We start from the raw sequence: 14,917 nt of genomic DNA on the forward strand, positions 1-14,917 counted from the left end.
CAGGCCCTGGAATCATCTCACCGTTGGCAGGACGGTGGGTAATCCCAACATCTCAAAATTGTTACACATATACGGCGTGTCAGACTAGCCAAATAACAAAATAATCAAGTTACACCGGTGTGGTTCCCAGTGTTTGCAAGGGACACACCGAGCGAAACTTTTTCCTGGAATCCGTCGCAATTCCCGGCTGCGGTCAGCCAGCGCACAAGGTCGACTGGGTCATCGATGCCTCAAGGCACGTAGCAGATAGCTCTCTCTGCACTCTCTTTGCCCTCGTCAGAGCCGCTTCCGGTGCCACTTTGAGCACTGATCTGGGTGCTGACACCGGTTGCGAGTCCACGGCTCGCATTGACCCCGGCGAGTGCTCCGGACGTGTCGCCTGGCGCTGCTTGAGCGTCTTTGTCCTTCTCAGCATCCTTGGATGATTCTGCGATCGCGTCCGCAACCAAGGTCCTGGCGGCGTCAAAGTCAGGGTGTGATGGTGTCACGTTCGGCGGAGTGAGGTCAAGCGATTCAATCTTCTGCGACTTCACCTTCAGCGCCAGGTCCAGGAACTCGTCGACCTCGGAGGAGGGAATGTCCGTCGACAGTGCCCCTGGGGTTGCCTTGGCGATCTCCTGGTACCGAGTGAGAACTGTGGCGGGGTCGAGCTGCTTGACCATAGCCGTCTGCACGCAGCGCTGCCGGATCATCCGTTCGTAGTCGCTGGAGAACTCACGAGAACGCGCGAACCACAATGCGTGGAAGCCGTCGAGCTTCTGCTTGCCCGGCTCAATCCACCCCTTGACTGGACCATGCTCGCCGGTGGTCGGATCGACTTTCGAGGAGATCGGCACCCGCTTTCCCGAGACCAGCGTGATCCCGCCCAGGGAATCGATGAGATTCTCGAATCCCTTGAGGTTGACCATGGCGAAGTATTGGACTTCGAGACCCGTGACCGCCGAGGCGGCATCCATCGTGGCCTGCTCCCCTGCTCGTTTCGGGTTCTCGAACTCGTCCTTGTGTCGCTCACCTTGCTGGAAGACCGCATTGAGCAGGCATTCGTCGCCGCAGTTGAACCCCTGTGGGTACTGCTTATGCAGCGGCGAATCCTTGGGAAACGGCACATTCTCCATGTTGCGCGGAAGACCGACGATGACGGTCTTGCCGGTCTTCGCATCGATCGAGACCAGGGACAGCGAATCCGGGCGGATGCCGGTGCGCCCCTTGCCCGCATCTGAGCCGAGGAGAAGGATATTGTAGCGACCGTCCACGGGTTTCGCGGCCGTCCCGGAGGCGAAGAGATCAGCCATCAGTCCGCGTTGGGAGTCCAGCAGCGTCGTGCCCCAGGCCAGCGGGCCCACAACGACGAGAACCAGAGCGCAGAACGCGGCGAGGAAGCGTTTGCGCGCCCTCGCCGACAGAGTGACCAGCTTGATCCGGCGCAGAGCATCGAAGAGGCACACGATCCAGTTGATGGCGATGACCGGCAGCCAGATGGTGAGGAACGTCAGCAGGAAGGTATTCGTGCCGATGGTGAAGAGGAACTTCTTGTCGATGAGAATCACGATCAGTGCAATGATCGCGAGTATCCAGCTGAGCGCGGTGATCGACAGCGAGATCTTGGCCCAGCGACGAGCCCGGAACAGCAGCTGCACTCCCCCGGGAATGAGAACGGTGACCAGGAGAAGAATCCACGCCCGTACATCCCGCGTCGGCTGTGAAGCGTACGACGGATGATGGATGGGGTCGACGTATCTCGTTTCGGCCACTGACCTACCTTTGCCTCGCGCTCGTTGCTGTTATGGCCACCTGCGCGGACCCGAAGCCCGCGGCGACACAGACCACTGTGCCAAACCTTCTGGAGAGTCCACTGTGTTCATCTATTGTGGCGCGTGCGAACCCGGGATTCCGGCACATTCGGCCTGCGCATGTCGCGTCGGGACAGGTGTACTTGATCACAGACGCTCGGCGCGTGTGCCTCAGTGTGAGCGCGCAGAGAAGAAGGCCACCTCCCGCAGGTGGCGACCTTCTTGCCTGAAACATGAGTTCCTCCCCGCCGAGGCGGGTCTGGCCTCAGCTGATGAGCTTGCGCCCCATCACCATGCGCTGGATCTGGTTGGTGCCTTCGTAGATCTGTGTGATCTTCGCATCACGCATCATCCGCTCGACAGGATGGTCGACGACATATCCGGCACCCCCGAGCAGCTGCACGGCATCGGTCGTGATCTCCATGGCTGCGTCCGAGGCGAAGGCCTTCGCCGCGGCTCCGAAGTACGTCAGGTCGTCATCGAAACGCTCGCTCTTGGCTGCCGCCGTGTACGTGAGCTGACGGGCTGCTTCGAGTTTCATGCCCATATCGGCGAGCATGAACTGGATCGCCTGGTTCTCGGCGATGTTCTTGCCGAACTGCTGGCGTTCCTTGACGTAGCCCAGCGCATAGTCGAGCGCCCCCTGGGCGATGCCGACGGCCTGCGCGGCAATCGTCACGCGAGTATGGTCCAGAGTCCGCAGAGCGATCTTCAGGCCCTCACCGGGGGCACCGATGATGCGGTCGCCGGGCAGACGGACATTGTCGAAGAGGAGTTCGCGCGTCGGCGAGCCTTTGATGCCGAGCTTGCGCTCCTTCTCACCGAAGGTGAATCCTTCGTCGGACTTCTCAACGACGAAGGCGGAGATGTTGCGTCCGCGCGCACCGTCTGGGTCAGTGACGGCCATGACCGTGTAGTAGTCGGAAACGCCGGCGTTCGTGATCCAGGTCTTGACGCCGTTGAGGATCCAGTCGTCACCATCGGCCAAGGCACGGGTCTTCATCGAGGCCGTATCGGACCCGGCTTCGCGCTCTGAGAGCCCATAGGAGAACCCGGCCTCACCGCGGGCCACTGACGGGAAGTACTTCGCCTTGATCTCTTCGCTGCCGCCGAGCTGGACCGGCATGCTGCCGAGCTTGTTCACGGCGGGGATCAGAGAGGACGAGGCGCAACCACGGGCGACCTCTTCGATGATGATGGCCACTGCCAGCGCGTCAGCACCCATGCCGCCATGTTCCTCGGGGATGTGGGCGGCGAAGAAGTCGGTCTCGACGAGAGCGTCGTGGGCTTCCTGCGGGTAGCGGGAATCGGCGTCAACCTCGGCGGCAAAGGGTGTGATCTTCTTCTCGACGACGTTGCGCACTGCGGCGCGAATCTCTTCGTGTTCTTCGCTGGGCTGATAGAGGTCGAACATCATTCTCCTATAACTGATCGATCGTTAAGTACCACCATTATCGCCGCAGGGCCTGCCCTTTGTCGAGAGCGATCTGCCGCAGCTGGCTCCGATACTCGTCGAGCCGGCCGCGGATCGCCTCCGCTGCAGCGGTGTCACCGGCGCCTAAGATTCGGGCGGCGAGGAGTCCTGCATTCTTGGCTCCGCCGATGGAAACGGTGGCCACAGGGACGCCTCCGGGCATCTGCACGATTGAGAGCAGAGAGTCCATACCATCGAGGTACTTCAGCGGGACGGGGACCCCGATGACCGGAAGTGATGTCATCGAAGCGATCATCCCGGGCAGGTGGGCCGCTCCCCCGGCGCCGGCGATGATGACACGCAGTCCGCGGTCTGCGGCGGTCTTGGCCCATTCGACCATATCCTCGGGCATGCGGTGGGCTGAGACGACCTCGGCGGTCGACTCGATGCCCAGTTCCTCCAGGGCCTCGGCCGCGGCCTTCATCGTCGGCCAGTCCGAGTCCGAGCCCATGACGATTCCAACGACAGCGGTGCCTGAATTCGCAGAGTCCGGCACCGAGGTGGCTCCTGGGTTGTCGTGAGTCGTGGAGCTGGCGTCATTCGCTGGAGACATATCAGACCCTTTCGTCGCCGGAGATGGCGGGAATGCCTGCGGAGTCATCGGCACCTGAATTCGTATTCGCGTCAAGGTCTGCCGGGGCCGGCATCTGAGGATGCGGGTTGACGTCGACGCCGGCGATGAAGTCCGCTGCATGACGGGCGCGAGCGAGCACGAGGTCCGCGTCCTGCCCGTAGGCGTTGACATGGCCGACCTTTCGGCCCGGGCGCACTCCCTTGCCATAGAGGTGGACCTTGACCGCCGGGTCGTGGGCCATCACATGCAGATAGGGGTGGTAGAGGTCTTCGTGGTCGGCGCCGAGGATGTTGACCATCACGGAGACATCTTCCCGCGCCGCGGGACTGCCCAGGGGCAGGTCGAGGACCGCGCGAAGGTGCTGTTCGAACTGGCTGGTCACGGCCCCGTCCTGGGTCCAGTGACCGGTGTTGTGAGGACGCATCGCAAATTCGTTGATGAGGAACCCCTCGGCGGTCTCGAACAGCTCCATCGCCATCACACCGGTGACGTCGAGGGCACCGGCGACCTTGAGGATCGCCTCGGTGATCTCTCTCGCCTTATCTGCGGCCAGCCCCGGTGCAGGCGCGATGGCCTCCTTGCACACACCGTTCTGCTGCCAGGTCTCGACGACGGGCCACACCGCCGTCTGGCCCATCGGGGAGCGTCCGACCATGACTGCGAGCTCACGGGTGAAGTCCACCTTCTCCTCGGCCAACAGCTGCCCGACTTCGTCGAGCCAGGTGAGAGCCTCATCGATGGTGTCAATGACTCGCACACCCTTACCGTCATAGCCACCGCGAGGTGTCTTGAGGATGAAGGGGAATCCGACTCGCTCCGCGAATGCGACAACATCGGCGCGCGATGTGATCTCCGCCCAGGCTGGATTCGGCAGCCCGAGTTCGTCCATCCTCCTGCGCATGAGGATCTTGTCCTGAGCGAAGATGAGGGCCTGCGGTCCCGGGCGGACTGCGTGGCCCGCCTCGGCGAGAGCCTGCAGGTGTTCCGGGGGAACATGCTCATGGTCGAAGGTCACCACGTCCACCGTCTCGGCGAAGGCCTTGAGGGTCGCGAAGTCCGTATAGTCTCCGACGCTCACCTCATTGATGACCTGAGTGGCCGGGGCATCGGCGGTCTCAGCGAGAACTGAGAAGCGGATGCCGAGGGCTTCTGCGGCAGGGGCAAGCATACGTGCCAATTGGCCTCCGCCAATGACACCAACACGAGGAAAAGTCACATTCTCCATCCTATCGTCCACCGCAGACATGAGACGCGCAGGTTCAGCATGCGAGTCCCGGCCGCGCTGAGGGAGCCCGGCCTCAGTTGGAGAGTCTCAGGCGCCATAGCGAGGTCACCTCTGCGCCGCGTGCCCTGTGAAGTTCGTCCTCGGTGTCCGAGGCACGAGGGTGGCGTGGAGCTGTGTCGTGTCGATCGTGGACTCGCAGCCCCGCAGCGGTGATGCGCTCAAGCAGAGCCTCTCGGGTCCTCAGACCAAGGTGCTCGGCAAGATCGGACAGAATCAGCCATCCCTCGCCGGCAGGGCTCAGATGCGCAGCCAGACCCTCGATGAAGCGGTGGAGGACATCGGAGTCGGGGTCGTAGATACCGGCCTCGAGCGCAGACGTCGGGCGGGCGGGCAGCCACGGCGGGTTGCACACGATGAGGTCGGCGCGTCCCTGCGGGAAGAGATCGGCCTCCACCACCTCGGCGGACTCAGCGAGACCCAGATGCTCCAGATTCTCCTGGGCACAGGTCACCGCACGGGGATTGATGTCCGTGGCCACGACGCGTTCGACCCCGCGGCGCAACAGCACTGCGGCGAGCACGCCGGTGCCCGTGCCAAGATCGAAGGCCGTCTCGGGTGCAGATGAATTGCCTGTCACGGACTCGGGAAATGGTGTCTGAGCGACGAGATCGACGTATTCGCCGCGGATCGGGGAGAACACACCGTAGCGGGGGTGGATGTCCTCGCCGAGGGCGGGAATGGCCACGCCCTTCAGTTGCCATTGGTAGGCACTGAGCACCCCGTTCAACTCGGTCAGCGAGACGCACATCGGTCCCGTCGACGGCCCGTAGGCGGCCTCACAGGCCAGCCTCACATCGGGGGCGCGGCGCAGGTTCAACTGGTAGCCATCGTCGAGTTCGACGATCAGCGCACCGAGCAGACGGGCACGATCGGCGATGGAGCGACGCTGCGCTTCGAATGCCCCCGCACCGCTGCCTCCGCCGCCACCGTGTTTGCCGGCTCCGCGGCGGGCACTGTGGCGTTTGACACGGCGGTCCATCGCCTGCAGCAGCTGACGACCGTTATGGTAGTCCCCGCGCCACAGCAGCCCAGCCCCGGATCGGGCCAGACGGTAGGCGGCATCGGCAGTGATGTCGTCGCTGATCACCGTCACTTGCGTCGGGGCTGCGGACTGGTTCTCCGAATGCCAGTGCGCCGACCGTTGGGCCCCGTCCTCGGTCCAGTCGAGTGCGGTCGTTGAAGGTTCGAGGCCGGTCACTGGGGGTTCCTGAAGGCGCTGATCACGGGCCCGACTCACACCACGAGCAGAGGAATCTGCAGCTCTCGTGCCGTCGTCGAACCATGGTGTCCGATGAGCGCGATCGCGGAGGCAGATTCGTTGTCCGAGTCGACGATGGCGAATTCGTCCTGGCAGATGACCATGAAGTCCCCGATGCGCTGCCGGAACCGGGGATCGACAGGGCCGAAGTAGCCGCGCCGGATGGCCTCATCGCGACTGAGGATGAGCGCCCTGTCCCCCACCGTCTCGGTCCAGGCCGAGTAGACGTCGGCCTCGGCACCTTCCTGGGCATAGAGATGGACCGCGCGCGGCTCGCCGCCGACGTGTCTGACCCCCGAACGCAGCGCGGGGGCATCGGCGAGGTCGAGACGCAGAGTGTGGTCGATGTCGACCATTCCATGATCGGCGGTGACGATCATCGTCGAATCGGCCGGCAGGCCGTTGGCCAGCTGCGACAGCGCCAGGTCGACGTGTTCGAGTTCCTCGGTCCACTGCGAGGAGTTCGACCCGTGGACGTGGCCGGTTTTGTCGAGGTTGCCCCAGTACAGGTAGACGAGTCGACGGCCGGGGGCCTTCGCCTCTTCGATGGCCTGGGCGCAACGCTGTTCGAGTGTCTTCGAAGCCCGGAACCGTCCCCCGCGCAAGGAGGCTCTGTTCAAGCCTCGTCCGGCGAACTTGGCCTCGCCGAGGCTGACCACGTCGACCTCGGCCTCGGTGAGACGTTCGAACAGTGTTGCGTCGGGCACCCAGGAGACCGGATCGACGTCGAGGTCCCAGGTCAGCTGGTTGAACACGGCGTCTTTGGCCGGGTCGAGCACACGGTATCCGACGACTCCGTGGCCACCGGGCAGACGTCCTGTGGCCAGCGAGGACAAGGAGTTCGCGGTCGTCGAAGGGAACCCTGTGGACAGAGTTCGTCGCGAAGCCGCCAGGGACCGGAAGAAAGGGGTGTAGCCGCTGTACTGCTTGAGCTGACTCTCCCCCATACCGTCGATGAGCACGACGATCGTTGTCCTCGAGTCCCGATCGAGGCCCAGTGACTGAGCCCGAGCTCGCGCCGTATCGTCGAAGATGTCCCCCGCGCCGAGGCTGAGTGCCGCGGCCGGGACCACGTCGGAGAGGATGGGACACGAATAGTCGGGCGGCCCCGTCAGCGGTGAAGTGCTCGCATCCGCCATCAGCGGCGTGACCGGAGCCTGGCGTGGAACACGGCGGCACGCAGCTTTCCGGCGAACTCCGCGATGCGGTCAACCGCCGCCTGGCCTTCGGCCTCGGCGGACACGCGCAGCATGACGTCTTCTGAGAAGATCGATCCGCCATAGCCGTGGTCAGCTGCGCACTCCGGGTCGCCGCAGGTCTCAGGGAAGGCTTCGATCCGTCGGGAGGCACCCCATGACATGGTCAGAGACACCTCAACCGGTTTGTCTCCGGGAATGAATGCGGCCGGGTCTGCGAAGGTCCGGCCGACCATGACGGTGCCGAGACGCTCGAGTTCGATGTCCTCGCTGCTCGTCACGGCCCGCGGTTTGGAGCCGGGGGCAGCGTTCGGGTCATCGTCGACGTGCGCGAGCAGCAGTCGTGTTTCGGTGAGCACGAAGGCGGTGACGTGACGGTGGATGGATTCGATGTCGACATGCGTGTCGATGTGGACGAAGTGAGCGAGAACCGGTTCGCCGAACAGAGAATCAGCCAGAATCCCCTGTGTGAGCTGTGGGTAGTATCCGGCCGACTGCAGATCGTGAACGAGAACTTCGGGTAAAGCCATGACTCCCATTGTGCCGTACTCGACCGTCTCTTCCCACTTTGCCCCATTCCTTCGGCGCCTGTTCTGCGACCTTGCAGTTCACGCACGGCCTGGGACCCTCCCCATCCGCTTATGCTGGGAACATGGAAAATTATCCTGCCGAGTGGGAAGCGGATGTCGTCCTCCGCGACGGTGGCACTGCCCATCTGCGTCCGATCGTCCCTGCCGATGCCGAAGCCCTGTCGAAGATGCACGAGGCCCAGTCACCCGAGTCGGTCTATCTGCGTTTCTTCGCGCCGCTGCCTCGGCTGCCCAAACGCGACCTCGACCGGTTCGTCACCGTCGACTACCGTGACCGCGTCGCCATGATCATGCTCGTCGGATCCGATATCATCGGGGTCGGCCGCTTCGACAAGATTTCGGCCACCTCCGCCGAGGTGGCCTTCAACATCGCCGATGCCCACCAGGGTCGCGGCATCGGCTCGATCCTCCTCGAACATCTCGCCGCTGCGGCCCGGGACCTGGGGATCCGAAAATTCACCGCCGAGGTGCTGCCTCAGAACCGACCGATGCTGCAGGTCTTCCAGGCCGCCGGCTACGAGGTCTCCCGCGGCTTCGACGACGGCGTCGTGGCCGTGAACTTCGACATCGACCCGACTGCGCGATCGATCGAGGTCCAAGCCTCCCGGGAGCACCGTGCCGAGGCACTGAGCGTGCGCACGGTCCTTCACCCCACCTCGGTGGTGGTCATCGGTGCCAGCCGCAAACGCAAATCCACCGGTCATCTCCTCATCCGCAACATCACCTCGGCGAAGTTCACCGGCGACCTGTGGGTCGTCCACCCGGAAGCAGACCAGATCGCCGGAGTCCAGGCGTACCCGAGCCTGGGCGATCTGCCCGGCAAAGCAGACCTCGCCGTGATCGCGGTGCCTGCAGAGTCCGCCACCGAGGTGGTCCAGGAGTGCGCGGCCCACGGAGTCAAAGCGGTCCTCGTCATCTCCTCGGGCTTCGCCGAGACCGGTGAGGCCGGGGCCGAACTGCAGAGAAGAATGGTCGCCACGTCCCGCGCCTACGGAATGCGCGTGGTGGGCCCGAATTCGTTCGGCCTCGTCAACGAGGCCGCCGATGTCTCCCTCAACGCCTCCCTGGCCCCGTTCCTGCCGGATTCGGGTTCGCTGGGACTCTTCAGCCAGTCGGGCGCGCTCGGGACCGCGCTGCTCTCGGCGGCGAAGAACCGCGGCCTGGGGATCTCGACCTTCGTCTCCGCGGGCAACCGCGCCGATATGTCCGGCAATGACGTCCTCCAGTATTGGGAGGAGGACCCGGACACGAAGACCGTCGGACTCTACCTCGAGTCGATCGGCAACCCGCGCAAGTTCTCCCGCATCGCCCGCCGCGTCTCCCGGGTCAAACCGATCATCGTCATCAAGTCCGATCTCACGGGCAGGGAACTGCCTCCGGGACACATCGTGCGCACCTCCTCCCTGGCCCCGAACACCCTTGACCAGGTGCTCGGACAGGCCGGAGTGATCAGGGCGGACACGATCCACCAGCTCTTCGACCTCGCTCAGGTCTTCTCGACTCAGAGCCTGCCCGCCGGGCGACGGGTCGGCGTCATCGGCAATTCGGCCGCGATGGCCACCCTCCTCGTCCAACGCTCACGCTCGGAGGGACTGCATGTCGAGGCCGAGCCGGTCTCCCTGCACCCCGAGGTCGACGCCGACCGATTCCGGACCGAGCTCGATGCCATGTATGCCCGCGACGACATCGACTCGGTCATCGTCACGTTCACCCCCTCGGCAGGAGCCGAGGAAGCGGAGATCGCAGCGCACCTCTCAGAGGCCGCGGCCAGATCCCAGAAGACGACCGTCGCCTGCTTCCTCGGAATCCACGGTGTCAAGGACGAACTGACGACCTACCTCACCGATGACGAGGGGGCGCGGGTCTCTCGCACCGTGCCCAGCTACGTGGGCCCGGAGGACGCCGTCTGGGCGCTGGCCAGGGCCACCGACTATTCGCGCTGGCGCGCCGCAGACCACGGCCGGTTCCTCGAGATCGAGGACCTCGACGACAAGGGGGTGCGCTCGATCATCGAGTCCGCCCTCTCCGATGCTCGGCCGGGAACTCCCATCCGCCTCGAACGCAGCGACACCCGGGCGCTGCTGTCCTGCTACGGCATCGAGGTCCTGCCCTACATCACGGCCGCCTCGGTCGAGGAGGGTCTGGCCGCTGCCGAAGAGATCGGCTATCCCGTGGCGCTCAAGGCAGTGACGAATGTGCTGCGCCATCGCATGGAACTCGGCGGGGTGCGGCTGAACATCGACTCCCCCGAGGAGCTGAGGGAGGACTTCACGGCGATCCAGCGGATCATCCGCCAGGTGATCGGGGACTCGGATCCCCTTGTCGATGTCCAGACCATGGCCCCACACGGAGTCCCCTGCGTCATCCGCGCCGGAGAGGATCCGCTTCTTGGGCCGCTGCTGTCGTTCTCTCTGGCCGGGGACACCACCGAGCTGCTCGGCGATGTCTCACATCGGGTCGCCCCGCTCACCGACAGGGAGGCCGGGGACATGATCAAGTCGATCAAGGCCTCGCCGCGACTCTTCGGGTACCGGGGACTGCCGCCGATGAATATCGACCCGCTGGGCAATGTGCTCGAACGGCTCTCGGTCCTCGTCGAACGCCACCCGCAGATCCGCGAGCTCGTCATCCACCCGATGGTCGCGACGGAGACCGAGGGGCATGTCCTCAGCGCCCGGATCGATCTGCTCCTCGACCCGACGCGCATCGACTCGACGAGGCGCCTGCTCAGCTGATCGGCGGCGGGCGGGCCGACTGGCACAGAGGCGCTGGTCGAATCGGCCGGCAGGTCCCGTGGCCGCTGCCGAGGAGGGTCTGGTGGCCAGACGGTGGCACCTTCGCGCGCATGACACTAAGGTGGAGTCAGAGCCCATGGGACGAAGACATGCCCCGTTTAGTGGGAACCGACTGTCAGTTTGGCGAGTCTTATACCAATTCTTCGCTATTGCAGGTAGTGTCTGTATCCGTTCGACACGAAACGTTATGAATTCGTGTTTTAGTGTGCGGCCAAACATTGGCCATAGTCTGTGGCCAACCGCTGGCCATCCACCATCCAAAAGGCACCTGTACTGCAGGTGCCTCACGAGAGTGAGGCCTGAAAGAAATGATTTCACGAAGAGACGTCGTCACCGACTCCGCGATTGCCGTAGTCGCCGAACAGGGAGTTCGTGGACTCACCCACCGGGCAGTCGATGCCCTCGCCGAGCTGCCTGTCGGCTCCACCTCGAATGTCTACCGCACCCGCGACGCCCTGATCACAGGAATCATGGGGCGCATCGGAGACCTCAACTCGCAGCAGCTCGACCGTCTGCCCGACATGTTCCGGGACAGTGGAAAGCCCGCACAGGAGATCGCCGTCGATTTCTGCATGAACTGGCTGACCACGGACCGCAATCGCTTCTACACGATGATCATGCTCAGCCTCGACCCGGCGTTGCCCGATGAAGCGGTGGTGGCGAAGCAGAGGAACATGCGCAGCATCAATGAGTTCATCATGCGCTTCGGTCAGGTCGACGCCGACCTCGCGCGCCGGATCAACAGCTCGGTGATGGGCATGATGGTCAGTGAGCTCATGGCCGGAACCGCGGACCGCTCGCACATCGAGCAGTACATGAGCGAGTTCCTCAAGTGGAAGCGCGACATCGCAGCGCAGTCTTAAACACACGACCAGCACTCCCCTCCTGTACCGCCTTCGCGTGCGACACTCCTCCATGACCTACGCCTGCGACACGAACCTTCGCCTGCGACACTCTTCTACGGCCTTCGCGTGCGACACGAACCCTCGACCGAGGCCGATTGGGCCATAGAACTCTAATCGAACGCTAGAATCAATGGGTGCTCTCCGTTGCGCCTGCACCGACTCGGCGCTCGGGAGAGCATCCGGAGAACATTCGCGCGTCCCAGTCAAAGGAGTTCCATGACCGAAGGCAGAGTCATCGATGTCGACGTCTCGTCGGAGATGGAGAGTTCGTTCCTCGAATATGCGGTCTCGGTCATCCACTCCCGCGCACTGCCCGACGCACGTGACGGCCTCAAGCCGGTCCAACGCCGCATCGTCTACCAGATGGGCGACATGGGTCTGCGCCCGGAGCGCGGCCATGTGAAGTCCTCCCGCATCGTCGGCGATGTCATGGGCAAGCTCCACCCTCACGGTGACACCGCAATCTACGATGCCCTGGTGCGCCTGAGCCAAAGCTTCATCATGCGCGTTCCGCTCGTCGACGGCCACGGAAACTTCGGTTCCCTCGACGACGGCCCAGCCGCCCCACGTTATACAGAGGCCCGACTGACATCGGCCTCGATGCAGATGATCGCCGGCCTCGACGAAGATGTCGTCGACTTCGTCGGAAACTACGACAACACTCTGACTCAGCCCGAGGTTCTGCCCAGCGCATTCCCGAACCTGCTCATCAACGGCACCTCCGGAATCGCCGTGGGCATGGCCACGAACATGGCCCCGCACAATCCCGGTGAGGTCATCGCCGCCTGCTGCCACCTGATCCGCAATCCGGAGGCCGGCCTTGCCGAGCTCATGCGCTTCATCCCCGGCCCTGATCTGCCCACCGGCGGGCGGATCATCGGACTCGACGGTGTGCGCGAAGCCTATGAGACCGGACGAGGAACGTTCCGCACCAGGGCCACCGTCTCAATCGAGAACATCAACGCCCGGCGCAAGGGCATCGTCGTCACCGAGCTGCCCTACCTCGTCGGCCCCGAAAAGGTCGTGTCCAAGGTCAAGGACGCCGTCGGGGCGAAGAAGCTCACCGGCATCGCCTCGATCGATGACTACTCGGACCGCAAGAACGGCATGCGCCTGGTCATCGGCATCAAGAACGGGTTCAATCCGGAGGCTGTCCTCGCCGAACTCTACCGGCAGACCCCGCTCGAGGAATCGTTCAGCATGAACAATGTCTGCCTCGTCGACGGTCAGCCACGGACGCTGGGTCTGCGCGAACTGCTGACCGTCTACCTCGCCCACCGCATCGACGTCATCCGACGCCGCACGGTGTTCCAGCTGCGCAAGGCCAAGGACCGCCTCCACCTCGTCGAAGGTCTGCTCATTGCGATCCTCGACATCGACGAGGTCATCCAGCTCATCCGCTCCTCCGACGATGCGGCCACGGCACGCACCCGCCTCATGGACGTCTTCGAACTTTCGGAGCTCCAGGCCACCTACATCCTCGACCTGCAGCTGCGCAGGCTGACCAAGTTCTCGCGGATCGAACTCGAGGCCGAACGCGACGAACTGCGCAAGAAGATCGCCTACCTCGAAGACCTGCTCGCCGATGAGGCCAAGCTGCGTGAACTCGTCGCCACCGAACTCGAGGCGACGGCGGAAGCCATCGGCTCACCTCGGCGCACGGTCCTCATCGAAGGCTCGATGAAGGAGCTCTCTGCCAAGGGCAAGAAGGCGCAGGCAGACCTCAAGATCGCCGACGCCCCCTGCCGAGTCCTGCTCTCAACATCGGGCCGGATCGCCCGGACCGCCGATGCCTCACCGCTGCAGAGGGTCGGGAAGCGCTCGAGCCACGACGCGCTGCGTTCGGAGATCGTGTCGACGACTCAGGGCAAGGTCGGTGCGGTGACCTCGACCGGTCGTCTGCACATGGTCGATGTCGTCGACCTGCCAGCCCTGCCCCCGGCCGCAACCCGGCCCAACGTCGCCGGCGGCGTCAAGATCGCCGACTACGTGACGCTGGAGAAGAACGAAACCGTCCTCGGCCTCATCGACCTCGATCGTGAATTCGTCCTCGGCACCGCGGGCGGAGTCGTCAAACGCGTGTCCGTGGCCGCGCGGCCGAACAAGAGCGAATGGGAAGCGATCACGCTCAAGGGCAAGGACTCCGTCATCGGCGTCGCCCAGCCGAAGGACATCGATGAGTCCCTGGCTGTGTTCGTGACCTCGAACGCACAGCTGCTGGCCTTCGACGCCTCCGGGCTGAGAGCCCAAGGCTGGAACGCCTCTGGTGTGGCAGGTATGAAGGTTGCCGCCGATGCGCGCGCCCTCTTCTTCGGAATGACGCCCAAGGCGGCCAAGACCGATGAGGAAGGCGACGCCGACACCAACATCGGCACGTTCGCCGTGGTCACCGTCGCCAGCGGCGAGAACTTCTACGGCGCACCCTCGTCATCGATCAAGGTCAGCGACTTCTCCGAATATCCGACCAAGGGTCGTGCGACCTCGGGTGTGCGTGCCCATAAGTTCCTCAAGGGAGAGACCGAGCTGTCCCTGGCATGGGTCGGCGACTCTCCGCAGGCCGCTGCGCAGGCGGGTGGGGCCAGGACCCTGCCAGCCGAGATGTCGAGGCGCGATGCCACCGGTTCGCCGCTGGAATCCAAGATCGACGTCATCGGGACGGTCCCCCGCCTCGGTGACGCCGAGGCGGCCCTTTCAGGCGGCGGAGCCGGTGCAGGTGACTCAGGCGCGGCAGGTACTGACGCTTCCGGTGACGGGGGTGCGGCCTCCGGCGGGGGCTCATCGTCCTCGGCTGCCACGCGCACTCAGGGCCTGGCGACGAACTTCGGTGAACTCGATCTCGACCTCGACGGCGGGCCGGATCTCGATGAGGCGAAGGAAGAGATCGCCCGCTCGAAGATCGACTCCGACGACGCCGTCATCGTCTCCCATGATGACGACGACGATGACGACACCGCACTGTTCTGAGGAACCTGGCAGGGCTTTCCGAGATATCGGACGAGAAAAGCTGCCCTGTCGTCAGCAGTGATTGTGATCACAGATCACTGCACACG

At 64.1% G+C, this 14,917-nt stretch carries 10 protein-coding genes; 3 read left to right on the plus strand and 7 right to left on the minus strand.

The features are described 5' to 3' along the window. Nucleotides 1–230: 230 nt before the first annotated feature. From BANT918_RS08645 to BANT918_RS08675, 7 genes are all read right to left on the minus strand, one after another. On the minus strand, nt 231–1,751 hold the full coding sequence (locus tag BANT918_RS08645; protein WP_101619870.1) for an LCP family protein: 1,521 nt from the start codon (nt 1,749–1,751) through the stop codon (nt 231–233). Nucleotides 1,752–2,055: 304 nt separating this feature from the next. Beyond that, complete coding sequence (locus BANT918_RS08650) at nt 2,056–3,207, minus strand: acyl-CoA dehydrogenase family protein (RefSeq protein ID WP_180959914.1); 1,152 nt, start codon at nt 3,205–3,207, stop codon at nt 2,056–2,058. 34 nt (nt 3,208–3,241) lie between these two features. Next, complete coding sequence (purE, locus tag BANT918_RS08655) at nt 3,242–3,817, minus strand: 5-(carboxyamino)imidazole ribonucleotide mutase (protein ID WP_373270349.1); 576 nt, start codon at nt 3,815–3,817, stop codon at nt 3,242–3,244. A gap of 1 nt (nt 3,818) precedes the next feature. Next, nucleotides 3,819–5,063 (minus strand): 5-(carboxyamino)imidazole ribonucleotide synthase, encoded by a 1,245-nt coding sequence (locus BANT918_RS08660; protein WP_096167471.1) that lies wholly within the window; start codon nt 5,061–5,063, stop codon nt 3,819–3,821. 73 nt (nt 5,064–5,136) lie between these two features. Beyond that, entirely contained in the window at nt 5,137–6,321 is a 1,185-nt protein-coding gene (locus BANT918_RS08665) for a methyltransferase (protein WP_096177446.1), read from the minus strand. 35 nt (nt 6,322–6,356) lie between these two features. After that, entirely contained in the window at nt 6,357–7,520 is a 1,164-nt protein-coding gene (locus BANT918_RS08670) for an alkaline phosphatase family protein (RefSeq protein WP_101619871.1), read from the minus strand. Continuing rightward, nucleotides 7,520–8,107, minus strand: coding sequence for a DUF5998 family protein (locus BANT918_RS08675; RefSeq protein WP_096167603.1), 588 nt, complete (start codon nt 8,105–8,107; stop codon nt 7,520–7,522). Before BANT918_RS08675 ends, BANT918_RS08670 begins: the two co-directional genes overlap by 1 nt. A 122-nt stretch (nt 8,108–8,229) precedes the next feature. Here BANT918_RS08675 and BANT918_RS08680 point away from each other — a divergent pair, with 122 nt between their 5' ends. The 3 genes from BANT918_RS08680 (at nt 8,230) to BANT918_RS08690 (ending at nt 14,831) form a co-directional block, all read left to right on the plus strand. Continuing rightward, complete coding sequence (locus BANT918_RS08680) at nt 8,230–10,902, plus strand: bifunctional GNAT family N-acetyltransferase/acetate--CoA ligase family protein (protein ID WP_101619872.1); 2,673 nt, start codon at nt 8,230–8,232, stop codon at nt 10,900–10,902. A gap of 368 nt (nt 10,903–11,270) precedes the next feature. Then, nucleotides 11,271–11,825 carry a TetR/AcrR family transcriptional regulator gene (locus BANT918_RS08685; RefSeq protein ID WP_009884548.1) on the plus strand — a complete coding sequence of 185 codons (555 nt, stop codon included), beginning with the start codon at nt 11,271–11,273 and terminating at the stop codon, nt 11,823–11,825. A gap of 258 nt (nt 11,826–12,083) precedes the next feature. Beyond that, nucleotides 12,084–14,831 (plus strand): DNA gyrase/topoisomerase IV subunit A, encoded by a 2,748-nt coding sequence (locus BANT918_RS08690; RefSeq protein WP_009884549.1) that lies wholly within the window; start codon nt 12,084–12,086, stop codon nt 14,829–14,831. Nucleotides 14,832–14,917: the final 86 nt, after the last annotated feature.

Source organism: Brevibacterium antiquum CNRZ 918 (assembly GCF_900169145.1).
In the GTDB taxonomy this organism is placed as follows: domain Bacteria; phylum Actinomycetota; class Actinomycetes; order Actinomycetales; family Brevibacteriaceae; genus Brevibacterium; species Brevibacterium koreense.

What these genes read in the sequence shown, in the direction of transcription:
- BANT918_RS08650 (WP_180959914.1), bottom strand. Translation starts at nt 3,207, where the DNA reads ATGATGTTCGACCTCTATCAGCCCAGCGAAGAACACGAAGAGATTCGC.
- BANT918_RS08690 (WP_009884549.1), top strand. Translation starts at nt 12,084, where the DNA reads ATGACCGAAGGCAGAGTCATCGATGTCGACGTCTCGTCGGAGATGGAG.
- BANT918_RS08660 (WP_096167471.1), bottom strand. Translation starts at nt 5,063, where the DNA reads ATGGAGAATGTGACTTTTCCTCGTGTTGGTGTCATTGGCGGAGGCCAA.
- BANT918_RS08670 (WP_101619871.1), bottom strand. Translation starts at nt 7,520, where the DNA reads ATGGCGGATGCGAGCACTTCACCGCTGACGGGGCCGCCCGACTATTCG.
- BANT918_RS08680 (WP_101619872.1), top strand. Translation starts at nt 8,230, where the DNA reads ATGGAAAATTATCCTGCCGAGTGGGAAGCGGATGTCGTCCTCCGCGAC.
- purE (WP_373270349.1), bottom strand. Translation starts at nt 3,817, where the DNA reads ATGTCTCCAGCGAATGACGCCAGCTCCACGACTCACGACAACCCAGGA.
- BANT918_RS08685 (WP_009884548.1), top strand. Translation starts at nt 11,271, where the DNA reads ATGATTTCACGAAGAGACGTCGTCACCGACTCCGCGATTGCCGTAGTC.
- BANT918_RS08675 (WP_096167603.1), bottom strand. Translation starts at nt 8,107, where the DNA reads ATGGCTTTACCCGAAGTTCTCGTTCACGATCTGCAGTCGGCCGGATAC.